This window comes from Tepidiphilus thermophilus (assembly GCF_001418245.1).
Taxonomy (GTDB): Bacteria; Pseudomonadota; Gammaproteobacteria; order Burkholderiales; family Rhodocyclaceae; genus Tepidiphilus; species Tepidiphilus succinatimandens.
Window position 1 is genome coordinate 31,109 of sequence record NZ_LIPU01000001.1, and the last position, 23,591, is coordinate 54,699.

Consider the following 23,591-nt stretch of genomic DNA (forward strand, 5'->3'; position numbering starts at 1 on the left):
CTCAGGGGGAATCGGTCGCCTTGGCCTCGACGATCGGCTCGCCCTCGAATTCGCGGCTGCCGCCGAGCGCCTTGTAGAGCTGGGCCGCGGCCGAGAGCAGCTGCCGACGGGTAGAGATCACCGCTTGCGAGGCCTGGAAGGTGTCGCGCTGGGCATCGAGCACTTCGAGGAAACTCGTGATGCCCTCGCGGTAGCGCGCCTCGGTGAGCGCGAGCCGCTGCTGCTGGGTGCGCTCGAGCGTCATCTGCGCGTCGAGCTGGCGGGCGATGCGCTCGCGGGCCGAGAGCAGATCGGCCACTTCGCGGAAAGCTTGCTGGATGGTGCTCTCGTACTGCGCCACGGCGATGTTCTTGCGCACCAGCGCGAGATCCAAGTTCGCCTGGGTGCGACCGGCGTCGAAGATCGGCTGGGTGAGCATGGGCTGGAAGGTCCAGGCGGCGCTGCCTGCGTCGAAAAGCCCGCTGAAGGCGGCGCTGGCGGTGCCGAGCATGCCGGTGAGGGTGATGCGGGGGAAGAAGGCGGCGCGCGCTGCGCCGATGTTGGCGTTGGCGGCGATGAGCTGGCGTTCGGCGGCGCGCACGTCCGGGCGGCGCAGCAGCACTTCGGAGGGGACGTTGACGGCGAAATTGCCGATCAAGTCCTGCTCGCGCAGGCTGCGTCCTTGAGGCCAGTCGGCACGGTCGGTACCGATCACCAAACGCAGGTAGTTTTCGGCGGCCACGCGTTGCTGGTCGAGCTGCTCCACCGCCACGCGCGCGGTCTCGTAGGAGCCCCGGGCCTGCAGGTAGTCGAGCTCGGAGGAAACGCCGACGTTGCGCCGCTCGCCGACCAGGGTCAGCATCTCGGCGCGGGTGCGCAAGGTTTCCTTGGCGAGCAGCAGGCTCTCCTCGGCCTCCTTGAGCGAGAGGTAGGCGTTGGCCACGTCCGAGATGAGCGAGAGGCGGAAGGCGCGCTGTGCCTCTTCGGTGGCGAGGTACTGCTGGCGGGCGGCTTCGGTGAGGCTGGCGACGCGGCCCCAGAAGTCGAGCTCGAAGGAGAGGAGATTCGCACCGACGTCGTAGCGGTGCGTCGTCATCGAGCGGCCGCTGGAGGAGAGATCTGCCGGAGTGCGAGCGGCTTGCTCGGAGGCATTGGCGCCGACGTTGGGGAAGCGGTCGGCGCGCTGGATGCGGTAGAGCGCGCGCGCTTCTTCGACGCGGGCCACGGCCACGCGCAGGTCGCGGTTGTTCTCGAGCGCGGCGGCGATGAGCGCCTGCATGCGCGGGTCGGGGAAGTATTCCTGCCACGGCATGTCGGCGATGTCGCGCTCGCCGCGCGGGTCGACCGAAGCGGGCCACTGCTTGGCCACCGGCGGTTCGGGCCGGAAATAGTCGGGCATCATCGAACAGCCGGCACTGGCGAGCAGCAGGGCGAGCGCCAGGGGAGTGCGGCGTAGCTTAGGCATGGTGAGGCTCCTGGGCGGCGGTCTCGCCCTTGGGCGGGAAGAGACGGCGCACCACCACGAAAAAGACGGGGACGAGGAAGACGGCGAGCACGGTGGCGGCGAGCATGCCGCCGATCACGCCGGTGCCGATCGCGTGCCGGCTTTGGGCGCCGGCGCCGGTGGAGATGGCCAGCGGCAGCACGCCGACGATGAAGGCGATGGAGGTCATCAGGATGGGACGGAAGCGCATGCGGGCGGCTTCCAGCGTGGCCTCCATCAGGTTCTTGCCGCTTTCGTGCAGTTCGCGGGCGAACTCGATGATGAGGATGGCGTTCTTCGCCGAGAGCCCGATGATGGCCACCAGGCCGACTTTGAAGTACACGTCGTTGGGCAGCCCGCGCCAGGTGACGGCCACGAGCGAGCCGAACACGCCGAGCGGCACCACCAGCATCACCGAGAAGGGGATGGACCAGCTCTCGTAGAGGGCCGCCAGGCACAGGAACACGACGATGAGCGAGATGGCGAAGAGCATCGGCGCCTGCGAGCCGGAGAGGTTCTCCTCGAAGGAAGTGCCGGACCACTCGTAGCCGATGCCGGTGGGCAGTTCGGCGGCGATCGCGGTCATCGCCTGCATCGCCTCGCCGCTGGAGACGCCCGGCGCGGGCGAGCCGGTGAGCTTGAGCGAGGGCACGCCGTTGTAGCGGTCGAGCCGCGGCGGCCCGATCGTCCAGCGCGTCTTGACGAGCTCGGCGAGCTTGACCATCTGACCGCCATTGTTGCGCACCGACACCTGCAGCATCTCCTCGGGGCTCATGCGCACCGGGGCGTCGGCCTGCAGCTGCACGCGCAGGATGCGGCCCTGGCGCTCGAAGTCGTTGATGTAGGCCACGCCGAACATCGCCTGCAGCGTCTGGTTGAGCACGGCCGAGGATACGCCCAGGGTCTCGGCCTTGTCGCGGTCGATGTCGAGCATGAGCTGCGGTCCCGGGGGCATCCCTTCCAGGCGCACGTTGGTGAGCCGCGGGTTTTGCGCCGCCAGCTGCAGCGCCTGATCCTTGGCGGCGTTGAGCGCCACGCGTCCGAGCCCGGCGCGATCCTGCAGCCGGAAGTCGAACCCGCCGATGGCCGCCATCTCGGGGATGGCCGGCGGGTTGATCGAAAAGATGATCGCTTCCTTGAGCGGGGCGAAATGCCGGTTCGCTTTCTGGATGAGTGCCTGCGCCGAGGATTCGGCCGCCTTGCGCTCGCTCCAGTCCTTGAGGCGCACGAAGATCAGACCGGCGTTTTGTCCGCGCCCGAGGAAGGAGAAGCCGACGATGCCGATGGTGTTCTGCACCTCGGGCTGGGCAAGGAAGTACTGCTCGGCCTGCGAGACGATCTCCTGCGTGCGCTGCTGCGTGGCACCAGAAGGCAGCTGCACCATGGTGATGAAGTAGCCTTGGTCTTCTTCCGGCAGGAAGCTGCTGGGCAGGCGGGTGAACAGCCAGCCGGTGCAGCCGAGGATGATGGCGTAGAGGATCATCAATCGCCACGGGCGCGTGATGGCGTGGCGCACGCCGTTGACGTAGCTGCGCGTGCTGGCCTGGAAGCCGCGGTTGAACCAGCCGAAGAAGCCTTTCTCACCGTGACCGGGCTTGTGCGGCTTGAGCAGGGTGGCGCACAGCGCCGGGGTGAGGGTGAGCGCCATGAGCGCCGAGAAGAGCATGGAGAGCACGAGGGTGATCGAGAACTGGCGGTAGATCACGCCCACCGAGCCGGGGAAGAAGGCCATGGGGATGAAGACCGAGGTGAGCACCAGGGTGATGCCGATGATGGCGCCCACGATCTGCGACATCGCCTTGTGCGCCGCCTCGCGCGGCGGGAGCTTGTCCTCGGCCATCACGCGCTCGACGTTTTCCACCACCACGATGGCGTCGTCGACCACGATGCCGATCGCGAGCACCATGGCAAAGAGCGTGAGCACGTTGATGGAATATCCCAGCACCCATAGCCCCACGGCCGCCCCCACCAGCGACACCGGCACGACGATGGTCGGAATGAGGGTGGCGCGCAGGTTGCCGAGGAAGAGGTACATCACGATGAAGACGAGTACCACCGCTTCGAACAGGGTCTTCACCACCTCACGGATGGAGATCTCGATGAAGGGGGTGGTGTCGTAGGGGACGATCCAGTCGATGCCCGGCGGGAAGTATTTGGCGAGGTCTTCCACCTGCGCGCGTACGCGCTGCGCCGTCTCCAGGGCGTTGTAGCCTGGCGCAAGCTTGATGCCGATGGCGGCGTTGGGCTGACCGTTGAGCCGTGCAAAGACGCTGTAATCCTGGGCGCCGAGTTCGACCCGGGCCACGTCCTTCACCCGCACGATGGAGCCGTCGGGCTTGGCGCGCACGATGACTTCGCCGAATTCTTCGGGCGTCTTCAGCCGTCCGCGGGTAACGACGGTGGCGGCGTATTCCATGCCGGGTACCGATGGCGGCGCATTGACTTCGCCTACTGCAAGCAGCACGTTCTGTGCGGCCACCGCATTGATGACGTCGCCGGGAGTGACCTGGAAGCTGTCGAGTTTCTCGGGCGACACCCACAGGCGCATGGAGTATTCGGCGCCGAAGAGCTCGGCATCCCCCACCCCGGGCACGCGCCGCAGCGGGTCGAGGATGGTGGTGGAGGCGAAACTGGCGAGGTCGACGTTGTTGAGCGAGTTGTCCGGCGAGAAGAGCGAGATGAACATCAGGTAGTTGCGGCGCATCTTCTTGACGGTGACGCCGAGGCGGCGCACGTCGTCGGGCAGGCGTGCTTCGACGCGTTTGATGCGGTTCTGCGCCTCGACCGAGGAAATGTCGAGGTTGGTGCCGGGCCAGAAGGTGAGGTTGATGGTCGCGCGCCCCAGTTCGGACTGCGAGTCCATGTAGATGAGGTTCTCGATGCCGTTGAGCTCCTGCTCGATGAGGGCGACGACGGTCTGTTCGATCACCTCGGCCGATGCGCCGGGATAGTTCGCGGAGATCGCCAGCGCGGGCGCGGCGACTTCGGGATACTGCGCGATTGGCAGGGAACGCACCGCCAGCCCGCCGGCGAGCAGGATGACCAAGGCGATGACCCAGGAGAAGACCGGCCGGTCGATGAAGAAATTGACGGACATGGCTCAAGCCCTCACTTCGCGGCAGTCGAAGGGGCCGCTGCAGCGGGTGTGTTCTTGGGCTGCCAGGGCACGGGTTTGACTGGCGCGCCGGCGCGGACCTTGAGCAGCCCTTCGACGACCACCTTTTCGCCTTCCTGCAGACCTTCGAGCACGACCCAGTCGGTGCCGCTCATGCCGCCCACCTTGATCGCGCGGGGCGCGACCGTGTTGTTGGCGTCGACCACCATGACGAAGTGCCCTTGGGGGTTGATCTGCACCGCGCGCTGCGGCACGGTGATGACCTTGTCCATCTGCATCTGCGGCAGGCGCACGCGCACGAACATGCCGGGCAGCAGTACGTGCTCGGGGTTCTTCGCCAGGGCGCGCATCAGCACCGCGCCGGTAGCAGGGTCGACCGAGACGTCCTCGAAGAGGAGCTTGGCCGGGATGGGGTAGGTCTTGCCGTTGTCGAGCACGATCTCGACGTTGCTGCGGTCGGCCTCCTTCCATTGGCCGGAGCGCAGCGCCTCGCGCAGGGCGAGCAGCTCGGCGCTGGGCTGGGTGAAATTGACGTAGATCGGGTCGATCTGCTCGATGGTGGCCAGATGCGTCGGTTCGCCTTTGCCCACCAGCGCGCCTTCCGTGACGAGCGAGCGGCCGATGCGCCCGGAAATCGGCGCCGGGACGCGGGTGTTTTCCAGGTCGAGCGCGGCCTGCGCGAGTTTCGCTTCGGCCTGCTTCCAGGCGGCTTCGGCCGAATCGAACTCCTGCTGGCTGATGGCGTTGATCTTCACCAGCGGACGATAACGGTCGACGAGCAGTTTCGCCGCGGCGACGTCGGCTTTGGCGGCTTCAAAGGCGCGCTGGTAGGTGCGTGGCTCGATGCGGTAGAGCAGCTGCCCTTCTTTCACGTCGCTGCCTTCCTCGAAAAAGCGCTTTTCCAGGATGCCTTCGACGCGGGCGCGCACCTGGGCCGTGCGGTAGGCTTCGAGCCGGCCGGGAAGCTCGCGGCGCAGCACGGCGCTGCCGTAGCGGGCTTCGATCACCGCGACTTCGGGTGGAGGAGGGGCGGCCTGATTCTTGGCCGCGTCGGCGTCGTCGCGGTTGCAGGCGGCGGTCAACAGGACGAGGGCGGCGGCCAAGGCGAGCCGCAGAGGGGTGTTTGATTTCATGGGGTCGTGCTCCTGGGGGGCGACGGTGAATCGGTCGATTTTATCGGTTCTTCGGCGCGATAGGCGTGCAAAAAGAGAGAAACGATGCGGTCGGCCGTTTCCGGCTGCATGTCGTCGGGGCGCTGCGCTTCGTAGAGCCGCCGCGTGCGCTCGGCGCTGGTGAGCATCCCCACCAGCAATTCGGCCGCGAAGAGCGGATCGTCATGGCGCAGCTGCCCTGCCTTCATCGCGCGCGCCAGCAGCGCGGCCAGATGCCGGATGGTCTCGCCCAAGCCGGCTTCGTAGATGGTGCGTGCCAGATCGGGAAAACGCGGCGCCTCGGCCACCAGCAAGCGATGCAGGGCGATGCACGGTTCGGCGAGTATCCGCTCGCGCAGCGCACAGGCGAAACGGCGCAGCGTGTCGGCAAGCGTCTCGGCTTCGTGCGGCGCCAGCGTGACGAGGATGCCCTCGCCCATCATTTCGGCGGCACGGGCGAAGAGTTTGTCCTTGCTCGGAAAGTAATGGTAAACCGTCTGCTTGGCCACGCCGGCGCGCCGGACGATCTCGTCGAGCGAGGCGCGGTAGCCACGCTCGGCAAACACGTCTGCTGCCGCTTCGAGGATTTTTCGTCGGGTGTCGTCGCTCACGTGCTCGGGTTTGGGTTAGACTAGGCCGTCTAGTCTAATCCGATTCGGCGCCTCGGGCAAGCGAGGCGAGCGATCGGCGGCTATAGTGAAACAAAACGATAGGGGAAGACGATGCGAGTGACGTGGCGCTGGGCGGTGGCAGCGGTGTTCCTGTGGGTGGCGCTGGCCGGGCAGGGGGCCAGGGCACAGGAATATACGGGGTGCACCGACGCCAAGGGGCAGGCCGTGGCGGTACTCGAAGATTCCAAGGCCCGAAGGGTCTTCGAGACGCGCCTCGTCGGGGGTGTGCCGGTGATCGTGCACAATCCGCAGCTGCTGCCCGATCTGTGGCCCGCCGCACGGCTCTTTCTCTTCGCCCACGAATGCGCCCGCATCCAGGCGGGCTATCTGCCACCGGCGCCGCAGACGGTGGCGCAGGATCGTTCGCTCGATTGCCAGGCGGTGGAATGGCTGGTCCGCAACGGCCGGGTGCGGGCCGACGACATCGGTCTCATCGAGAAGGCGCTCAACGGCCTGCGCCGCAGCGACTGGCGCTACGTGGCCGAGGAGCCGCGCCGGGTGGAAGTGGCCGCCTGCTACCGGCGCATCGTCGAGTCGCTCGCCAAGAACGCGGAAGGAACGAAGCGCGACTGGAGCCGCTGCGTGGAGGTGTGCGGCGACCAGATGGTCGATTGCCGTGCCGCTGGCGGCAGGGTGGGGGAGACCACGGTGGATTGCATGCAGGTCTATCTCATCTGCGTGGATATCTGTAACCGCCGCTATCCTTGAATGGCTCTGCCGAGCCGGCGGACGAACGCTTCTGCCGGCTCGGGTCGGGCGAGGTGCCAGCCCTGCAGCAGGAGCTCGGGCCAGGCGGAAAGCGTCCGTTCCTGGGCTTCGTCTTCCACGCCTTCGGCGACCACCCGGCAGGAAAAGGCGGCGGCAGCCTCCACCATGGCATTGATGAGATGGCGCGCGCGGGCCTCGCCCGGGGCGCGCTGCACGAACGAGGGGTCGATCTTGATCTCGGCCACGGGCAGGCGGTCGAGGTAGTGCAGGCCGCAGAAGCCCGTGCCGAAGTCGTCGAGCGACCAGCGAATGCCGGCGGCGGCCACGCGGCGCATGACGCGCTCGGCTTCTTCGAGATGATCGAGGGCGCTGCTCTCGGTGATCTCGAACAAAAGCCGGTCTGCGGGATGGCCGCTTTGCTGCAGGAGCTCGAGGATGCGTGCGGCGAAATGGGGATCGCGCAGGCCGAAGGGGGAGATGTTGACCGAGAGCGTCCCGTCCCAGCCGGTGGTGCGCCGCCAGCCCATGGCCTCGGTGAGCGCCGTTCCCACGATCCAGGATCCGAGGGTGAAGATGAGCTCGCTTCGTTCGGCCACGGAGATGCATTCGAGCGGGGGGATGCGACCCAGGGTGGCGTGGCTGAAGCGCAGCAGCGCTTCGGCCCCGCACAGGCGATGCTGAAGGTCGAACTGGCCTTGGTAGTGGAGCTCGAGGACGTGCGATCCTTGGCCGGCGAGCGCTTCGCGCAGTCCTTCTTCGATGGCGCTGCGGCGCGCCAGCAGATCGGCGCTGAGGCTTTCGTAGACGCGCACGGCTGCGGGCTGGCGGCTGATGCGGGCCTGCTGCAAGGCCAGGGCCGCCGCGGCGAGGATCTCCTCGGCGTCCGCGAAATCGTCGGGGAAGACGGCGATGCCGGCAGCCGCAGTGAGCCGTTCTATGGGGTGGCGCTCGGCGAAACGCGTCCGGACGTCCTGCTCGAGGAGATGGGAGAGGGTGCGGGCGAGTTGCCAACCGAAGTTTCCGGCTTCGGTCGCGTCGGGCTGGGCGTCGGTGAGCACGGCGAATTCGTCGGCCTCGAGCCGGGCGAGCGTGTCGCAGGCGGTGAGCGTGTACTTCAACGTGCGGCCGATCTCCTTGAGGAGTTCATCTCCGGTGTGCGTGCCGTAGCGTTCGTTGACTTCGCTGAAACCGTCGAGGTCGAAAAGCACGAGGGCGAAGTTTTGTCCGGCGTTCTTGCCTTGCTCGAGCCGTAGGGCGATGCGCTCGAGCAGCAGGGAGCGATTGGCCAGGCCCGTGAGGGGGTCGTGGGTGAGCAGGTGCGAGAGGCGTTCGGTGATGCGACGCTGTTCGGTGAGGTCGAACTTGACGGCGATGTAGTGGGTGATCTGCCTTGCTTCGTCGAAGACCGGGGCGATGGTGGCGAATTCGGCGTATTCGCTGCCATCCTTGCGCCGGTTGATGAATTCGCCGCTCCAGCGGCGGCCGTTCTTCAGGTGGGTCCACAGGTCGAGGTAGGTTTCGCGCGGGGTCTTGCCGGATTGGAGGATGCGCGGATTCTTGCCCAGCACTTCGTCGGGGCGGTAGCCGGTGACTTCGGTGAAGGCGCGATTGACGTAGAGGATGGCGGGCTGGGTGTCGGTGATGATGAGCTGGGCTGGGCTGGCGTCGATGGCGACGTCGAGCTGGCGCAGGCGTTCCTGCTGGCGCGCGAGTGCAGCCATGGTCTGCGCGATCGCCTCGCCCAGGGCGCGGACTTCGGGGATGGCGCCGCCGAGCTCGGGCGGGCGGTAGCCCCCGGGTGAGGCGACCGCTCGCAGGGCGCGGGTGAGGGTTTCGAGAGGGCGGGCGCCGCGATAGTGGATATAGAGCCCGAGGAGCAGCATCACGACTACCGGCAGGGCGGCGTGCCAGGCCAGAGCGCGGCGGTGCTCGGCGAGGCGCTGCGCAAGGAGCGTGTGGAAATCGTAGGAGAGGATCATCCAGCCGAGGGGCGTTCCCTGGGCCGTGTCCGCGGTTTCGGGCAGCATCCAAGGGACTGCCAGGAGCATCGCATCGCCTTGGATCTGCCAGCGCAAGGCATCTAGCGCAGGCGGCGGAAGCGGCAAGGAAAGATTTGGCAGGACGTCGGGCAGGCTCAGCCCTTCCCAGTCCCGGCGATGGGCGGCGAGGATGCGACCCTGTCCATCGGTGAGCAGGGTGGCACGGTGCCCGGGGGATGTGGCCTGGAATTCGATGTCGGCGCGCACTTCGTCGGGGCGCTCGCTCCAGCGGCGTTCGGCGGCGCGCACGAGGGTGGCGGCGAGCCCCAGCAGATGCTCTTGCGCGTCGGCCAGCGTGCGTTCGCGGGCGTTGCGCCAGGCGAGCCAGCTCTCGGCCGCGAGCACGATCAGAATCAGCCCGAGAAAGATGGCGGCGAGGCGCAGGGCGAGGGAGAGGCGAAAAGGGGGCTGCATTGGCGTCGTTCCTGCATCACGGCGAGGGGTGGGGGAGGAAACGGGCCGAGGCCGGAACCGGCGGAGCTGCCGCATGGAGCAGCCCGGCGCGCTGCAGCAGCCCCGCGATCGTGGCGACGGAGTCGGCGAGCATGCGTTCGAGCCAGTCTCGCTGCTGCGTGAGCGGCGGGAAGACGAGGCCGACGAAGGGGGTGAAGGCCTCTTCGGGCGCCAGGCCGAAGCGCCGGGCGAGACGGTGGCGCGCGTCGATCGCGTTGTCGCGCATCCACTCGAGGCCGAGGAAGTGGGCCCGTACGAGGCGTTCGATCGCTTTCCCGTGCGTGTGCAGAACGGCGCTGCGCACGGCCAGGACGTCGAGCACGACCGGCGGCAGGGCGGAGGAATCGAAGCATGAGACGGCCCCCAGGCGGCGCAGGCGCTCGACGTAGGGCTGGTAGGTCACGGCGAGGTCGAATTCGTGCCGCGCCCAGGGTTCCAGCTGGCGCGGCGGCGAATAGGGAATGCGCTGGAGGTGCCGGGGATCGAGCCCGAGGTGCTCGCACCAGGCCTGCAACAGGACCCGGCCGGGGCCGAGGCGCTCCACGGCCACGCGGGCGCCGCGCCAGCCAGAGGCATCGCGGCAGTGGGCGCGTGCCATGACGTGGTCGGCGCCGGCCGAGACGTCGAGAATGCACACGACCGTCAGATCCAGACCCTGCGCCCGGCCGAGGAGGACTTCGTCGAGCGTGAGCATGGCCGCTTCCACCCGCCCGAGGCGCAGGAGCTGCAGCTGCGCTTCGGCGTCGGCCACTTCGACGAGCTGCAGGCCGGCCGCTTCGCCGGGGGCAGCGTCGACATAGAGGCGCAGCGGCTCGTAGCCCGCCCAGAGATGGTAGGAGACGCGCAGGGGCGGTTCGGGCGTACAGCCGCCGATCCCAGCGGCGGCGAGTGCCCCCGCACCGAGGGTGCCGAGCCAGCGGCGACGGGCGCGGTCGAAGGGCAGTTTCACGAGCAGACCCCGGCTTCCAGCCGCTTGTTTCCCGTGGGAGGCAAGGCGACCTGGTTGCGGCCTTCACGCTTGGCGCGGTACATGGCTTCGTCGACCCGGCTGAGGCTCTCGTCGAGCGGGGCGTCCGGCTCGAGGGGCGCGACCCCGATCGATACCGTTCCGCTCAAGATCTTGCCGGATTCGTCGAGCGGTATTTGCGTTTGTGCCCACGCCTGGCGCACGCGTTCGGCCACCTTGACGGCGGTGTCGAGCGAGGTATCCGGCAGGATGGCGATGAATTCCTCGCCGCCATAGCGAGCGATGAAGTCGGTGGGGCGCAGGTTGTGGCGCAGCACGCGGGCGAAGGCTTGCAGCATGCGGTCGCCCACGGCGTGCCCGTAGGTGTCGTTGACCTTCTTGAAGTGGTCCAGGTCGAACATGAGGAGCGCCGCCGGCCGCTTGTGGCGCTGCGCCGCCGATTGGGCTTCCTGTAGACGCTGTTCGAGGTGGCCGCGGTTGGCCAGGCCCGTGAGCGGATCGTAGGCCGCGAGGCGGCGCAGTTCTTCGAGCAGACGCATTTCCTCGGTGATGTCGTGGAAGGCGACGACGGCGCCCATCACGCGGTCGTGCTCGACGCGGGGGCTGGCGGAGACGTGCACCGGCACCGGCAGGCCGTCGCGCCGCCAGAAGACGTCGTCCTGGCGCACCTTCTGCCCCGCCTCGAGCGCGCGGTGCAAGGGGCAGTGCTCGGCCGGATAGGGCTGCCCATCCGGCCGCCGCGCGTGAAAGAGCTCGTGCGGATCCTTGCCCAAGACTTCTTCCGGCCGGAAACCGAGCACTTCGGAGGCGGCGCGGTTGAAGAAGATGCAGCGGCCCTGTGCGTCGGTGCCGTAGATGGCTTCATCCACCGTCTCGAGGATGGTCTGGGTCTCGGCGAGCGCCGAGGCGAGGCGGGCACGCTGGTGCTCGAGCTGGCGCCGGGTGTGCCACAGGCGCAGCGTGAGCAGGGCGAGCAGAACGGCCGAGAGGGCGAGCAGCACCAAGGGCAGGGCGTACTGGTGCAGCACGTCGCGCAGCTCCACTTCCACGTGCTCGAACGGCGGTACGCGAAGCCGCTGGGCGAGGCGTTCCACGCCGGCGTAGTCGGCCGGGACGGTGAATCCGCCGATGCCTGCGGCGGTGAAGCGGGGGTCGGGGATGGCATCTAGCCGGTCGGTGAGCTCGTAGAGGGCGAGCGCGACCTTGCGGGCGACCTCGGGCGAGACGTGGGGCAGGACGACGAATGCCCATTCGGGATAGAGCGCGGTGGTGATCTTGTAGGGAAAACCTGGCGGATGCCATTCGCCGAGCACCATGAGGCGCGCTTCGTCCTCGGGCGCGAGCCGCCCCTCGCGCGCGAGCGCTTCGAGAAGGCCCGTGCGCACGAAGCCGGCCTCGCCCTTGCCTTCGAGCAGGGCTTGGACGACGGCGTCGTGATTGCCTTGGGGAAGGAGCGTGACGTCCTGGGGCACGCGCACGCCCTGTTCGAGCAGCCACGCGGCCTGGGCCAGATAGCCCCCGAGCCCTTTGCCCCCCGAGATCAGGATGCGTTTGCCTTTGAGATCCTCCGGCTGACGAACGGGGCCGTCGCGGCGCACCAGGATCACTCCGCCCATGGCCGAAGTCTTGACGCCGTGCTCGACCGTGATGAGGGTGGCGATGGGGCCGGAAAAGGCGTGGCGGTGTTTTTCCTGGATGTAGTGGACGGGGTTGGTGAAGAGGAAATCGATGCGGCGGGCGGCGATCTCGCGATCGAGCGCCTCGGGCGTGAGGACTTCGAGGGTGACCGGTTCGGCGAGCGCCTGCGAGAGCTCGTCGGCGAGCGGCTGCCATTGGCGCTGGAGGGTCTCGGTGGGACGGTGGCCGAAGACGCCCAGGTGGTACTCCGCGCGTGCCGCGGCGACGAGGGCGAGCGAGAGGACGAGCAAGGTGAGCAGCTGCCGCGCCATCCGCGTCGGGCCGCTGGCGCTGCCTCGGGGCCGGCCATGCTGCGGCGCGGCGCGGGCGGCACGGCGAAAGATCAGGGGAAGAAAGCACATGCGAATGAGCCGCTCGCCTGGGTGCGGGATGCACCGTCACCCTCATTATAGGGGAAGCATAGGGCGGATGGCGTCAACGGAGGAAGGGGGCGTGCATCTGCGCCCAGGCGCGCTCCTCGGGCACGATCATCGCGTCGAGATCGGCTGGCGCGGCCGCTTCGTCCTCGATCCACTGTCGCAGGCGCGGACCGCCGTCGATGAGATCGATCGCCAGGCGTTCGTATTCGTACTCGTAGGGGTCGGCATGCCAGAGCGGCCGATCCGGATGGAGCCGGCGCAGCGCCTTGAGCGCGAGCGCGACCAGGCGCCAGGGGCGGAAACGGCGGGGATCGTAGTGCGCCGGGTCTTCCACGTGGATCATGATCCCGCCGCAGCGCTTTCCCGCGTGCTTGTGGAAAGTCGGCTCGAAGAAAAAGGGGCGCAGGCGGCAGCCTTCCAGCCAGTGCGGGGCGAGCGTTTCCATTTCTGCGAGCAGCCGCCAGGGATCGATCCAGGGGGCGCCAAACCCTTCCAAGGGACGGGTGGTGCCGCGCCCTTCGGAGAGCGTGGTGCCCTCGATGAGCACGGTACCGGGATAGCAGCGCGCCATCCAGGGGGTGGGGGCGTTGGGGCTGGGGTTGATCCAGGTGCGCTCGCCCAGCGGCCAGCCGTAGCTGGGGGCGGCGTCCGGGTCCCAGCCTTCGAGCGATACCACGCGATAGTCGAGGTCGAGCCCCAGGGTGGCGATGAACCAGCGCCCGGCCTCGCCCAACGTCAGGCCGTGGCGCATGGGAAGGCTCCCGGCGCCGACGAAGCTCTCCCAGCCCGGCTGCAGCAGCCCCCCTTCGATGCCGCGCCCGAGCGGATTGGGACGGTCGAGCACCCACACGCTCTTGCCGTAGGCGGCGGCCGCTTCCAGCACGTAGCGCAACGTGGTGAGGTAGGTGTAGACACGGCAGCCGAGGTCCTGCAGGTCGACGAGCAGCACGTCGAAGGTGTCCATCATCGCCGGGGTAGGGCGGCGCACCGCGCCGTAGAGGCTGAAGACGGGGATGTCCAGGCGCGCGTCGAACTCATCGGGCGATTCGACCATGTTGTCCTGCTTGTCGCCGCGTGCGCCGTGCTGGGGGCCGAAGAGCGCGGTGAGCCGTACGTCGGGCAGCGCCGCGAGCGCATCGGCCGCGTGCACCAGCTCGCGCGTGACGGAAGCCGGGTGCGCCAAGAGCGCCACACGTCGGCCGGCGAGCGGTCGACGCAGTTCGGGTTCTGCGAGGAGGCGGTCGAGGCCGAAGCGGATCATGATGGACGGTCCTGCTGCTAAAATGAATGATTTTCCCAGAAAAGACGGACATGGGCGAGGCATTGGCAGAACGACTGGCGCAGGAGGTGACGCGGCGGCGCACCTTTGGCATTATTGCGCACCCGGACGCGGGCAAGACCACCCTCACCGAGAAGCTGCTCCTCTTTGGTGGAGCGATTCAACTGGCCGGTACCGTGAAAGCGCGCAAGTCGGCGCGGCACGCCACCTCCGACTGGATGGAGGTGGAGAAGCAGCGTGGCATCTCGGTGACTTCCTCTGTGATGCAGTTCGAATACGATGGGTGCGTGGTCAATCTGCTCGATACGCCGGGCCACCAGGATTTTTCCGAAGACACCTACCGCGTGCTCACGGCGGTCGACTGTGCCGTGATGGTGATCGACGCGGCCAAAGGGGTGGAGGCGCAAACGATCAAACTCCTGGAAGTGTGCCGTTTGCGCGACACGCCCATCATCACATTCATCAACAAAATGGATCGGGAGGTGCGCGAGCCCTTCGAGCTACTCGACGAGATCGAATCGGTGCTCAAAATCGACTGCGCACCCATCACTTGGCCCATCGGCAGTGGCAAGGCTTTTCGTGGGGTGTATCACCTGCTGCACGACCGCACGCTCGTGTTCCGCCCGGGCGAGGAGAAACGGGTGGCGGCCGAGGTGATCGCGGGGATTGCCAACCCGGAGCTCGATGCGCGTTTTCCTGCCGAGGTTGGCGCAATGCGCGAGGCGGTGGCGCTGGCGCGCGAGGCGCTTTCCCCTTTTTCTCTGGGGGAATTTCTTGCCGGGCGGCAGACGCCGGTCTTCTTCGGTTCAGCGATCAACAATTTCGGCGTGCAGGAAGTGCTGCGGGCGCTCATCGACTGGGCACCGCCACCGCAGCCGCGCGATGCCGGGGTGCGTCTGGTCCTGCCCAGCGAGGAAAAATTCTCCGGCTTCGTCTTCAAGATCCAGGCGAACATGGATCCGAAGCACCGCGACCGCATCGCCTTCTTTCGCGTCTGCTCCGGTCGCTACAGCAACGGCATGAAAGCCTGGCACGTGCGCGCCGGGCGCGAGATGCGCCTTGCCAACGCCATCACCTTCATGGCCAACGAGCGCGCGATCCAGGAAGAGGCTTTCGCCGGAGACATCATCGGCATCCACAACCACGGTCAGCTGCAGATCGGCGACACCCTCACCGAGGGCGAGAAGCTCGGCTTCACCGGCATCCCCTACTTCGCGCCGGAGCTCTTCCGCATGGCGCGGCTGCGCGATCCGCTCAAAGCCAAGCAGCTGCACAAGGGCTTGAAGGAACTGGGCGAGGAAGGGGCGATCCAGGTGTTCGAGCTCGAGGGCGGTCAGCTCCTGCTCGGGGCGGTCGGGGTGCTGCAGTTCGAGATCGTGGCCGAGCGGCTGCGCAGCGAATACGGCGTGGAGGCGATCTTCGAGCCGGCGGAGATCCACACCGCCCGCTGGCTGGTCTATCCGGACGAGGCCACGCGCGCGCGCTTCGAGCGCGAGCAGGCCCTGCGCCTTGCGCGCGACATCGACGGCAATCCGGTGTATCTGGCCTCGTCGCGCTACAACCTCGAGGTGACGATGGAGAAGTACCCGACGGTGCAGTTTCGCGCCACGCGCGAGCACCGCCAGGTCTTCGGCTGAAGCGCCGCCCCGCATGGGCGCAGGGCGGCGCCGGCCATCACTTCATGCGTTCGATTTCGGCAAAGCCGCTGCCGCCTACTTTGTAGAGGACGTAGTCGCCCGGCACGTCGCCGTGCGCGTCGAATTCCTGATCCCCCGCGGCGCCTTTGTAATCGATGTCCTTGCCTTCGGCGATCAGTTTCTTCGCCTTGGCCCATTCGCCCGGCAGGATGGGTTCGCCCGGGGCGGTGGCGACTTCACGCAGCGCCTGGGGCAGTTTCGCCTTGTCGCCGCCGGCCTTCTCGATCGCCAAGGCCATGAGGAAGGCGGCGTCGTAGCTCGTGGCGGCGAAGGTTCCGTTGGGGTCGCCGCCGGCGGCCTTGAAGTCTTTGCTGAACTTCTCGAACCCGGTGCCCGTTGCCCCGGCCGGAGCCGAGACGAGAAGGGTCTTGAGATTGTCCGGGCCCAGGGTCTTGACCATGCCCTCGTCGCGCATGCCGTCGGCGCCAACGAAATTCTTGAAAAACCCGTTCTCGATCGCCTGGCGCAGGATGGTGAGGCCGGAGGAGTTGCCGTAGGCGAAGACCACCAGCGTGTCGGCTCCGCCCTTGGCGAGTTCGGCCAGATCCGAGCGGTACGAGGCTTTCTTGTCTTCGTGCGCCCGGCTGGCGGTGACGGTGCCGCCCTGTTTCTTGAATTCGTCGGTGAAGGCTTCGGCCAGCCCCAGGCCGTAGTCGTTGTTGAGATAGGTGATGGCCACCTTGTCGATGCCGCGGGCCCTGATCGTGCGCGCGAGCGCCCGGCCCTGGTAGTCGTCGGACGGCACGGTGCGGAAGACGAGATCTTTGTCATCCAGCGTGCTGATCTTGGGCGAGGTGCCCGAGGAGGTGATGAGGAGCACGCCGGCCGGCACGCTCACGGAATTGGCCACCGCGATCACCGGCCCGGAGCAGGAGGGGCCGACGATGCCGATCACGCCGTTGACGTTCACCGCCTTGGTGGCGGCGTCGGTGGCGAGCTGCGGGTTGCAGCCGGAATCGTAGACTTGGGGATCGAGCTTGCCGCCGTTGCCGATACCGCCCTGGGCGTTGACCTGCTCGGCGGCGAACTTCATCGACTGCACCATCGTCGGCGCCATGCCGGCGATCGGCCCGGTGATAGCCACGAGATAAGCCACCTTGACGTTCTGCGCCATGGCCGGGGCGCTTGCGATCGCCCCGCCGAGGGCAAGGACGCTGAGCGAGGCGAGGATTTTCTTCTTCATGGTCGGTCTCCTTCGGGTGAGGTTTCGAGGGGGTAGTCGTTGGAGTTTAGCGCGGGGAAGGAGGAAGGGAAGCGGTGCGCTGCCCGCTTTCTTCCGGCAACAATCCTTCGGGGCGGAAACGCAGGATGAGCTGCAGCATCAGGCCGATGAGGAAGACTCGGATGTACTTGGCCTGGGTGGCGACCTCGGCGGGGAGCTGGTCGGTGATGAATTCCGACATCGACCAGATGAGCCAGACGATGATCGCCCCCAGAATGGCGCCGCGGTTGTTGCCCGAGCCGCCCAGGATCAGCATGATCCATACGAGGAAGGTGGCGATCATGGGGTCGATGGCCTCGGGCGTGATGGCGCGCATGAAGTGCACGTAGAGCGCTCCGGCCAGGCCCATCACCGCCGCGCCCAGCACGAAGGCTTCGAGGCGCCGCTTCTCGACGTTCTTGCCCATGGCGGCGGCGGCCTGCTCGTTGTCGCGGATCGCCTTCATCATCCGCCCCCAGGGCGCGGCGAGCTGGCGCTCCAGGGCCCAATAAACGAGGAGCAGCACGGCGATCACCAGGGCGAAGTAGGCGAACTGCGACAGCGAGTAGTCGAAGCCGCCGAAGGGGCGGGGCACCCCGGTGATGCCGCGGGCGCCGCCGGAGAGCCCTTCCTCGGTGCGCAGCACGAGCCGGATCACCTCGGCCACGCCGATGGTGGCGATCGCCAGATAATCGGAACGGAAACGCAGGCAGATGCGTCCGATGGGCCAGGCGATGAGCGCCGCCCCGGCCATGGCGCCGAGCCAGCCGACGAGCACGGGGAGTTCCCAGCCCATGATGCGCTCGGGCGAGGGCGGGGCGGTGAGGAGCGCCGAGAGGTAGGCGCCCACGGCGAAGAAGCCGGCGATGCCGGCGTTGAAGAGCCCCGTGACGCCCCACTGGATGTTCAGCCCCAGGGCGAGCACCCCGTAGATGCCGATCATGGCGCCCATGAAGGTGGCGTAATTGATGAGGCCGATCGAGGCCATGGCGTTGCTCCTTACAGCACTTTGCCCTTGAAGATGCCCTGTGGCCGCAGCAGCAGGATGGCGAGCAGGATGACGAAGGCGGTGGCCGATTTGTAGGGGCTGGGCACGACGAGTACCGAGAGCTCCTCGGCAAGGCCGATCACCAGGCCGCCCACCACCGCCCCTTCCACGCGCCCCACGCCGCCCAGCACCGCGGCGGCGAACATCGACAGCATCGCCGACCAGCCCATCATGGTGGTGAGCTCGGTGTTGATGCCCAGGCAAAAGCCCGAGGCGGCCGCGAGCGCCCCGACGATGAACCAGGTGAGCCGGGTGACTCGGTCGTTGTCGACGCCGCACAGGCGGGCCAGATCGGGGTTGTCGGACATCGCCCGCATCGCCTTGCCCCACTTGCTGTAGCGCAGGAAGGCGAGCAGTACCGCCACCAGCGCGAGCGTGAGCGCGAGCGTGGCGATCTCGCGCGGGCGCAGCATCAGGGGGCCGAAGGCTTGGGCCCGGGCGATGCCGCTGCCGTAGGCGAGCGGATCCACACCCCAGACGACCTGGACGATGGAGCGCAGCATCATGCCGATGCCGAGCGAGGCGATCACGGTGAGGATCTTGGGCCGGGATTCGAGATGGCGGTAGAAGAGGCGGTGAATGCCATAGGCAAGGAGCGCCGTGAGGACCATCGCCACCGGCAGCGCCGCCCAGGGCATGAGTCCAAGCAGCGTCGTCGCGCCCAGGGCGAGATAGGCTCCGCTGGTGGCGAGATCGCCATGGGCGAAATGGCCGAAGCGCAGGATGCCGAAGATGAGCGTGATGCCGATCGCCCCGAGTGCATAGACCGAGCCGGTCACGATGCCGGGAACGACGTAGAAGTTGAGGAATTCCATCATGGTCGGCCCTTCATCCGCCGAGGAACATCTGGGCGATTTCGGGATCTTCGAGAAGCTCGCGGCCGCTGCCTTCGTGACGATTGGCGCCGGTGGCGAGCACGTAGCCGCGGTCGCAGAAGGCGAGCGCCTGTTTGGCGTGCTGCTCCACCAGCAGGATCGACACGCCCGAGTCGCGCACGTCGCGGCAGATTTGAAAGATCTGCTGCATGTACTTGGGGGAGAGCCCGGCGGTGGGCTCGTCGAGCAGCAAAAGCTTGGGCTCGAGCATGAGGGCGCGGCCCATGGCCACCATCTGGCGCTGCCCGCCGGAGAGGTCGCCGGCGAGGGCGTGGCGCTTGGCCTTCAGGTCGGGGAAGAGGGCGTAGATGCGATCGAAGGCCGCGCTCAGATCACCCTTGGAGAGGAAGGCGCCCATCTCCAGGTTCTCATGCACCGTCATCTCGCGAAAGACGTTGTCGACCTGCGGCACGTAGGAGATACCGCGGCGCACGATGCGATCCGGGCTCCAGCCGGTGATGTCCTCGCCGTCGAAGACGATGGCACCGCTGCGGATGCGCACCAGCCCGAACACCGCCTTCATCGCCGTCGACTTGCCCGCGCCGTTGGGGCCGACGATGACCACGATTTCCTGCGGCATCACCGCGAGCGAGACGCCCTGCAGGATGTCGGCATCGCCATAGCCACCGCGCACCTGGTGCATGACGAGGATGGGCTGGGGGCGGTCGCGGGCCGTGGTCGCATTCATGCGGCTTCCTCCGTCACCGTTTCGCCCAGATAGGCTTCGAGCACGCGGGGGTCGTTGCGCACGTCGAGGAATTCCCCCTGGGTGAGCACCTTGCCTTCGGCCATGCAGACGACGGGGTGGCAGAGCTTGGCGATCATCTCCATGTCGTGTTCGATGAGGATGAAGGTGTAGCCCCATTCCCGGTTGAGGATCTGGATCTTCTCTTCGAGCTTGCGCAGCAGGGTGCGGTTCACCCCGGCCGCCGGTTCGTCGAGGAGCACGAGTTTCGCGTCGGTCATCATGGTGCGGCCGAGCTCCAGCAGTTTCTTCTGTCCGCCAGAGAGATGTCCGGCGCGCTCGTTGGCCACGTGGGTGAGTTCGAGGAAGGCGAGCACCTCGATCGCCTTCTGCCGCACCTCTTCCTCTACGCGGCGAACCTTTCGCCAGTCGAACCAGTTGGCGAAGAGGTTCTCGCCCGGTTGGTGCGGCGGCACCACCATGAGGTTTTCCAGCACGCTCAGACGGTGGAATTCGTGCGGGATCTGGAAGGTGCGCACCAGCCCTTTGTGGAAACGCTCGTCGGTGCGCAGCCGCGTGATGTCTTCGCCCAGGAAACGGATGGTGCCGGCCGTGGGCGTATAGGCACCGGCGATCACGTTGAAGAGCGTCGTCTTGCCTGCGCCGTTGGGGCCGATGAGCCCGAGCACCTGCCCTTCCTCGACGCGCAGCGTGACGCCGTCGACGGCACGAAAGCCGCCAAAAGCCATCACGATGCCTTCCAGTTCGAGCATCGCCACCCTCGTCCCTCCCAGGATCCCGATCTTGGCGGGGCAGGATAGCGGAAAAACCGCCCCCTGCAAACTAGGGTTTACCTGGGGTGGGGCGGTACAATCGCCGCCGATGGAAGAGCGCAACCAGACGTTCCGGGCGAAGGATGGCGGCGTGGCCTTGCGCACCTGGCGCGATCGCCTGCGCCAGGTGCTGGCGTTCGAAGCCGGCGGTCTCGTGCTCATCACGCCGCCTTTTTCTTGGGCGAGCGGCGCGCCGGTGCTCGATTCCTTGGGTTTGCTGGCGCTCCTTGCGCTCATCGCCGCGCTGTGGAATGCCCTCTACAACACGGTGTTCGACCGGCTGGAGGCGCGTCTGGCGGGCCGCCGTGCCGACCTGCGCCCCCCTTCGTGGCGCATCGTGCACGCGCTCGGGTTCGAGGGCGGGCTCCTGTTCCTCACCTTGCCGGTGATCGTCGCTTGGACCGGCCTGGGATGGCTCGAGGCGCTCGTGGCCGATCTGGGGCTCGCGCTCGCCTATACCGTTTATGCTTACGTCTTCAACTGGTGCTACGACCGGCTCTTTCCCATCGGTCCGGATCAAGGGGAATGATGCAGCGTTTCACGGACGTCGATCTTTCGGCCTGGACTACCCTCGGGGTGCCCGCCCGGGCGCGCGAACTGCTCGTGCTGGAAGAAGAAGCCGATCTCGCCCGCTGGCGCGAGCGGCGCGAAGCCGCGCCGATGCCGGAGCTGGTGCTGGGCGGGGGCAGCAACGTCGTCTTCCTCGAAGACTTCGCCGGACGGGTGGTGCGCCTGGCTACCCGCGGGCGCGAACTGCTGGCGGAAGACGACGCGGCCCGGCTCGTACGCGCGGCCGCCGGGGAGCCGTGGGACGGGTTCGTGCGCTGGTGCGTGGCGCAGGGCTGGGGTGGGCTGGAGAACCTCGCCGCCATTCCCGGCAGCGTGGGGGCGGTGCCGGTGCAAAACGTCGGCGCCTACGGGCTGGAGGTGGGCGAGCGCATCGCCTGGGTCGAGGGGGTGGAGCGCGACACGGGGCTGGCGTGGCGGCTGCCGGCCGCCGAGTGTGGTTTCGGCTACCGCACGAGCCGCTTCAAGGCGCGGGAGTCCGCTTTCATGGTGATCACGGCGGTAACCTTCCGCCTGCCGCGGAACGAGCCGCCGCGGCTCGACTATCCCGATTTGCAGCGCCGCTTCGCCGGCCTGGGGCAAGACGTCTCGCCCGCCGAAGTGTACGCGGCGGTGGCCGAGATCCGGGCGCGCAAACTGCCCGATCCCCGCGTGCAGGGCAACGTCGGCAGTTTCTTCAAGAACCCGGTGGTATCGCCCGAGGTGGCCGAACGCCTGGCGGCGCACCATCCCGAGCTGCCGCGCCACGCCTTGCCGGATGGGCGCGTCAAGCTCGCCGCAGGCTGGATGATCGAGCGCTGCGGCCTCAAAGGGGTGCGCGAAGGGGGCGCGGCGGTGCATGAGCGCCAGGCGCTGGTGCTGTGCAACGCGGGGGGAGCGAAAGGAGCGGATTTCCTCGCGCTCGCGCGCCGCGTGCGCGAAACGGTGGCCGAGCGTTTCGGTGTGCGGCTGGAGGTGGAACCGGTGCTCGTGGGCTGCGAAGGGGTGGTGCAGCCGCTGGCGTAGCCGTTTTCCTCCGCCGGTTGGGCGGCGAGGCCGACGGTGCAGGGCGGGTCAGATGCCCCAGACGACCGGTTTCTTCTCGGCGAGCGCGCGCTTCATCATCTGCAGCAGCGGCCAGGCACGGCGGTGGAATTCCACCGGCACTTCCTTGCCTTCTTCCTTGGCCTTTTCTTCTTCGGCTTCGTCCAGCCCCGGGTGCGCCCGGCGGTCGGCCTCGATCGCGGCTTCGAGCGTGGCGATGGCCTGCGGCAGCGCTTCGGGTGTGAGGATGCCGCGCTCGACGTCCTTGCCCAGCAGCCGCAGGATGGGCTCGGCGTGCTTGCGGTACATGACGATGTCGGCATCGGCGTCGGATTTGAAGGTGACGAGCATGGTGAATCCTCCTCAGGGTTCCCGTACGGCGTAGATGCCGTCGGCGTTGCGCCAGTACCCTTTATAGTCCATGCCGTAGCCGAAGACGTAGCGATCGGGGATTTCCAGGCCGGTGAAGTGGGCCCGCATGCCGGGATAGGCTTTGCGTTCGTGCAGCTTGTGGCAGAGTACCGCGAGATAGACGTCCTCGGCGCCTTCGTCGCGCAGCCGCTGCATCACCGCCGCGAGCGTATAGCCTTCGTCGAGGATGTCGTCGAGCACGAGCACGGGGCGTCCCTCGATGGGCGCGGTGGGTTCCACCCGCCACTCCAGCCGGCTGCCGGCGGTGGTGTCATGGTAGCGCGTGGCGTGCAGATAGGCGACTTCCAGCGGAAAGCGCAGCCGCGGCAGGATCTGACCGGCGAAGACGACGGCGCCTTTCATGACCACATACACGAGCGGGTCGCGCTCGGCGAGCACTTCCGTGATCTCGGCGGCGACGCGATCGATGGCGCGCTGCACTTGGCTGGAATCGGCGATGCACTCGGCCTCGGCGAGCACACGGCGCATGGCTTCGACTTTGGGGTTCATCGAGGGTCCCGTGAGAAAAAAGGGCAATTATCGCGGATTTTGCGGCAGTTCGAAGTCGTAGTCGACGATGAGCGGGGCGTGATCGGAGAATCGCTCGTCTTTGTAGACCCAGGCGGCGCGGGCCGTGGCGGCGATGCCGGGCGTGGCGATCTGGTAGTCGATGCGCCAGCCCACGTTCTTCTCCCAGGCGCGGCCGCGGTTGGACCACCAGGTGTAGCCTTCTTCCGTGGCCTCGGGGTAGAGGCGGCGATAGACGTCGACCCAGCCCAGTTCGTCGAACACGCGCGTGAGCCAGGCGCGTTCTTCGGGGAGAAACCCGGAGTGTTTCTGGTTGCTGCGCCAGTTCTTGAGATCCTTCTCGGTGTGGGCGATGTTCCAGTCGCCGCAGATCACCACCTCGCGGCCGCAGTGGCGCAGCTCGCGCAGCTTGGGAAAGAACGCCTCCATGAAGCGGAACTTGGACGCCTGCCGCTCGGGGCCGGCCGAGCCGGAGGGCAGATAGAGCGAGACCACGGAGAGACCGGGATAGATCGCCTCGAGATAGCGCCCTTCGGCGTCGAACTCGGGCTCGCCGATGCCGGCGACGAGTTCGAGCGGAGGCTGGCGCAGGTAGAGGCCGACCCCGGAGTAGCCCTTCTTCTCGGCGAAATGGAAGTGTCCGCTGTAACCGTCGGGGTGGCGCATCTCCGTGGTGAGGTCCTTTTCCTGCGCCTTGAGCTCCTGCACGGCGACGAGGTCGGCCTCTTGCGAGGGTAGCCAGCGGAAGAATCCTTTGTCCGCGGCAGAGCGGATGCCGTTGAGGTTGAGCGTGAGGATGCGCAGCGTCATGTCGTCTCCGG

The 23,591-nt window shown here is 67.4% G+C and carries 20 protein-coding genes; 4 read left to right on the forward strand and 16 right to left on the reverse strand.

What is annotated here, in order from left to right; all coding sequences use genetic code 11:
• Nucleotide 1: 1 nt before the first annotated feature.
• From ASC37_RS00165 to ASC37_RS00180, 4 genes are read right to left on the reverse strand one after another with little or no spacing between them, the layout of a single operon-like run.
• Nucleotides 2-1,444 carry an efflux transporter outer membrane subunit gene (locus ASC37_RS00165; protein ID WP_055422436.1) on the reverse strand — a complete coding sequence of 481 codons (1,443 nt, stop codon included), beginning with the start codon at nucleotides 1,442-1,444 and terminating at the stop codon, nucleotides 2-4.
• Nucleotides 1,437-4,559: an efflux RND transporter permease subunit gene (locus tag ASC37_RS00170; RefSeq protein ID WP_055422437.1), complete on the reverse strand. Its 3,123-nt coding sequence runs from the start codon at nucleotides 4,557-4,559 to the stop codon at nucleotides 1,437-1,439. The genes ASC37_RS00165 and ASC37_RS00170 overlap by 8 nt, the downstream gene beginning before the upstream one ends.
• Nucleotides 4,560-4,570: 11 nt before the next feature.
• On the reverse strand, nucleotides 4,571-5,710 hold the full coding sequence (locus ASC37_RS00175; RefSeq protein WP_055422438.1) for an efflux RND transporter periplasmic adaptor subunit: 1,140 nt from the start codon (nucleotides 5,708-5,710) through the stop codon (nucleotides 4,571-4,573).
• Nucleotides 5,707-6,339 carry a TetR/AcrR family transcriptional regulator gene (locus ASC37_RS00180; protein ID WP_072247867.1) on the reverse strand — a complete coding sequence of 211 codons (633 nt, stop codon included), beginning with the start codon at nucleotides 6,337-6,339 and terminating at the stop codon, nucleotides 5,707-5,709. Before ASC37_RS00180 ends, ASC37_RS00175 begins: the two co-directional genes overlap by 4 nt.
• Before the next feature lie 111 nt (nucleotides 6,340-6,450).
• Here ASC37_RS00180 and ASC37_RS00185 point away from each other — a divergent pair, with 111 nt between their 5' ends.
• Nucleotides 6,451-7,107 carry a hypothetical protein gene (locus ASC37_RS00185; RefSeq protein WP_055422440.1) on the forward strand — a complete coding sequence of 219 codons (657 nt, stop codon included), beginning with the start codon at nucleotides 6,451-6,453 and terminating at the stop codon, nucleotides 7,105-7,107.
• Here ASC37_RS00185 and ASC37_RS00190 read toward each other — a convergent pair.
• The 4 genes from ASC37_RS00190 to ASC37_RS00205 form a co-directional block, all read right to left on the reverse strand.
• Nucleotides 7,098-9,560, reverse strand: a complete 2,463-nt coding sequence (locus tag ASC37_RS00190; protein WP_055422441.1) for a putative bifunctional diguanylate cyclase/phosphodiesterase — start codon at nucleotides 9,558-9,560, stop codon at nucleotides 7,098-7,100. The genes ASC37_RS00185 and ASC37_RS00190 overlap by 10 nt on opposite strands.
• Nucleotides 9,561-9,576: 16 nt before the next feature.
• Nucleotides 9,577-10,548 (reverse strand): ABC transporter substrate-binding protein, encoded by a 972-nt coding sequence (locus tag ASC37_RS00195; RefSeq protein ID WP_055422442.1) that lies wholly within the window; start codon nucleotides 10,546-10,548, stop codon nucleotides 9,577-9,579.
• A complete protein-coding gene (locus tag ASC37_RS00200; RefSeq protein WP_055422443.1) occupies nucleotides 10,545-12,605 on the reverse strand; it encodes a diguanylate cyclase in 2,061 nt (686 codons plus the stop codon). The genes ASC37_RS00195 and ASC37_RS00200 overlap by 4 nt, the downstream gene beginning before the upstream one ends.
• Before the next feature lie 73 nt (nucleotides 12,606-12,678).
• Nucleotides 12,679-13,884 carry an exo-beta-N-acetylmuramidase NamZ family protein gene (locus ASC37_RS00205; protein WP_055422444.1) on the reverse strand — a complete coding sequence of 402 codons (1,206 nt, stop codon included), beginning with the start codon at nucleotides 13,882-13,884 and terminating at the stop codon, nucleotides 12,679-12,681.
• Nucleotides 13,885-13,910: 26 nt separating this feature from the next.
• On the opposite strand from ASC37_RS00205, the gene ASC37_RS00210 reads away from it, so the two are divergent.
• Nucleotides 13,911-15,539, forward strand: a complete 1,629-nt coding sequence (locus tag ASC37_RS00210) for a peptide chain release factor 3 (protein WP_267885668.1) — start codon at nucleotides 13,911-13,913, stop codon at nucleotides 15,537-15,539.
• A gap of 37 nt (nucleotides 15,540-15,576) precedes the next feature.
• Here the strand turns inward: ASC37_RS00210 and ASC37_RS00215 are convergent, their stop codons facing one another.
• From ASC37_RS00215 to ASC37_RS00235, 5 genes are read right to left on the reverse strand one after another with little or no spacing between them, the layout of a single operon-like run.
• Entirely contained in the window at nucleotides 15,577-16,782 is a 1,206-nt protein-coding gene (locus ASC37_RS00215) for an ABC transporter substrate-binding protein (protein ID WP_055422446.1), read from the reverse strand.
• 46 nt (nucleotides 16,783-16,828) lie between these two features.
• Nucleotides 16,829-17,788, reverse strand: coding sequence for a branched-chain amino acid ABC transporter permease (locus ASC37_RS00220; protein ID WP_055422447.1), 960 nt, complete (start codon nucleotides 17,786-17,788; stop codon nucleotides 16,829-16,831).
• A gap of 11 nt (nucleotides 17,789-17,799) precedes the next feature.
• Nucleotides 17,800-18,663, reverse strand: a complete 864-nt coding sequence (locus ASC37_RS00225) for a branched-chain amino acid ABC transporter permease (protein ID WP_082438328.1) — start codon at nucleotides 18,661-18,663, stop codon at nucleotides 17,800-17,802.
• A gap of 13 nt (nucleotides 18,664-18,676) precedes the next feature.
• Entirely contained in the window at nucleotides 18,677-19,411 is a 735-nt protein-coding gene (locus ASC37_RS00230; protein ID WP_055422449.1) for an ABC transporter ATP-binding protein, read from the reverse strand.
• On the reverse strand, nucleotides 19,408-20,181 hold the full coding sequence (locus tag ASC37_RS00235; protein WP_055422450.1) for an ABC transporter ATP-binding protein: 774 nt from the start codon (nucleotides 20,179-20,181) through the stop codon (nucleotides 19,408-19,410). Before ASC37_RS00235 ends, ASC37_RS00230 begins: the two co-directional genes overlap by 4 nt.
• 109 nt (nucleotides 20,182-20,290) lie before the next feature.
• On the opposite strand from ASC37_RS00235, the gene ASC37_RS00240 reads away from it, so the two are divergent.
• Together ASC37_RS00240 and murB are read left to right on the forward strand one after the other, a co-directional pair.
• Entirely contained in the window at nucleotides 20,291-20,770 is a 480-nt protein-coding gene (locus ASC37_RS00240) for a PACE efflux transporter (protein ID WP_055422451.1), read from the forward strand.
• Nucleotides 20,767-21,813, forward strand: coding sequence for a UDP-N-acetylmuramate dehydrogenase (gene murB, locus ASC37_RS00245; RefSeq protein WP_055422452.1), 1,047 nt, complete (start codon nucleotides 20,767-20,769; stop codon nucleotides 21,811-21,813). The genes ASC37_RS00240 and murB overlap by 4 nt, the downstream gene beginning before the upstream one ends.
• Before the next feature lie 48 nt (nucleotides 21,814-21,861).
• Here the strand turns inward: murB and ASC37_RS00250 are convergent, their stop codons facing one another.
• The 3 genes from ASC37_RS00250 to ASC37_RS00260 are packed head-to-tail and all read right to left on the reverse strand — an operon-like array spanning nucleotide 21,862 to nucleotide 23,580.
• Nucleotides 21,862-22,182: a DUF1840 domain-containing protein gene (locus ASC37_RS00250; protein WP_055422453.1), complete on the reverse strand. Its 321-nt coding sequence runs from the start codon at nucleotides 22,180-22,182 to the stop codon at nucleotides 21,862-21,864.
• Nucleotides 22,183-22,194: 12 nt separating this feature from the next.
• Nucleotides 22,195-22,752, reverse strand: coding sequence for a hypoxanthine-guanine phosphoribosyltransferase (locus ASC37_RS00255; protein ID WP_055422454.1), 558 nt, complete (start codon nucleotides 22,750-22,752; stop codon nucleotides 22,195-22,197).
• 27 nt (nucleotides 22,753-22,779) lie between these two features.
• Nucleotides 22,780-23,580, reverse strand: coding sequence for an exodeoxyribonuclease III (locus tag ASC37_RS00260; protein WP_055422455.1), 801 nt, complete (start codon nucleotides 23,578-23,580; stop codon nucleotides 22,780-22,782).
• Between the last annotated feature and the right edge of the window lie 11 nt (nucleotides 23,581-23,591).

Coding starts and splice junctions, on each gene's coding strand:
- ASC37_RS00165 (WP_055422436.1), bottom strand. CDS start 1,444: ATGCCTAAGCTACGCCGCACTCCCCTGGCGCTCGCCCTGCTGCTCGCC.
- ASC37_RS00170 (WP_055422437.1), bottom strand. CDS start 4,559: ATGTCCGTCAATTTCTTCATCGACCGGCCGGTCTTCTCCTGGGTCATC.
- ASC37_RS00175 (WP_055422438.1), bottom strand. CDS start 5,710: ATGAAATCAAACACCCCTCTGCGGCTCGCCTTGGCCGCCGCCCTCGTC.
- ASC37_RS00185 (WP_055422440.1), top strand. CDS start 6,451: ATGCGAGTGACGTGGCGCTGGGCGGTGGCAGCGGTGTTCCTGTGGGTG.
- ASC37_RS00190 (WP_055422441.1), bottom strand. CDS start 9,560: ATGCAGCCCCCTTTTCGCCTCTCCCTCGCCCTGCGCCTCGCCGCCATC.
- ASC37_RS00200 (WP_055422443.1), bottom strand. CDS start 12,605: ATGTGCTTTCTTCCCCTGATCTTTCGCCGTGCCGCCCGCGCCGCGCCG.
- ASC37_RS00205 (WP_055422444.1), bottom strand. CDS start 13,884: ATGATCCGCTTCGGCCTCGACCGCCTCCTCGCAGAACCCGAACTGCGT.
- ASC37_RS00210 (WP_267885668.1), top strand. CDS start 13,911: ATGATTTTCCCAGAAAAGACGGACATGGGCGAGGCATTGGCAGAACGA.
- ASC37_RS00215 (WP_055422446.1), bottom strand. CDS start 16,782: ATGAAGAAGAAAATCCTCGCCTCGCTCAGCGTCCTTGCCCTCGGCGGG.
- ASC37_RS00220 (WP_055422447.1), bottom strand. CDS start 17,788: ATGGCCTCGATCGGCCTCATCAATTACGCCACCTTCATGGGCGCCATG.
- ASC37_RS00225 (WP_082438328.1), bottom strand. CDS start 18,663: ATGGAATTCCTCAACTTCTACGTCGTTCCCGGCATCGTGACCGGCTCG.
- ASC37_RS00230 (WP_055422449.1), bottom strand. CDS start 19,411: ATGAATGCGACCACGGCCCGCGACCGCCCCCAGCCCATCCTCGTCATG.
- ASC37_RS00235 (WP_055422450.1), bottom strand. CDS start 20,181: ATGCTCGAACTGGAAGGCATCGTGATGGCTTTTGGCGGCTTTCGTGCC.
- ASC37_RS00240 (WP_055422451.1), top strand. CDS start 20,291: ATGGAAGAGCGCAACCAGACGTTCCGGGCGAAGGATGGCGGCGTGGCC.
- murB (WP_055422452.1), top strand. CDS start 20,767: ATGATGCAGCGTTTCACGGACGTCGATCTTTCGGCCTGGACTACCCTC.
- ASC37_RS00250 (WP_055422453.1), bottom strand. CDS start 22,182: ATGCTCGTCACCTTCAAATCCGACGCCGATGCCGACATCGTCATGTAC.
- ASC37_RS00255 (WP_055422454.1), bottom strand. CDS start 22,752: ATGAACCCCAAAGTCGAAGCCATGCGCCGTGTGCTCGCCGAGGCCGAG.
- ASC37_RS00260 (WP_055422455.1), bottom strand. CDS start 23,580: ATGACGCTGCGCATCCTCACGCTCAACCTCAACGGCATCCGCTCTGCC.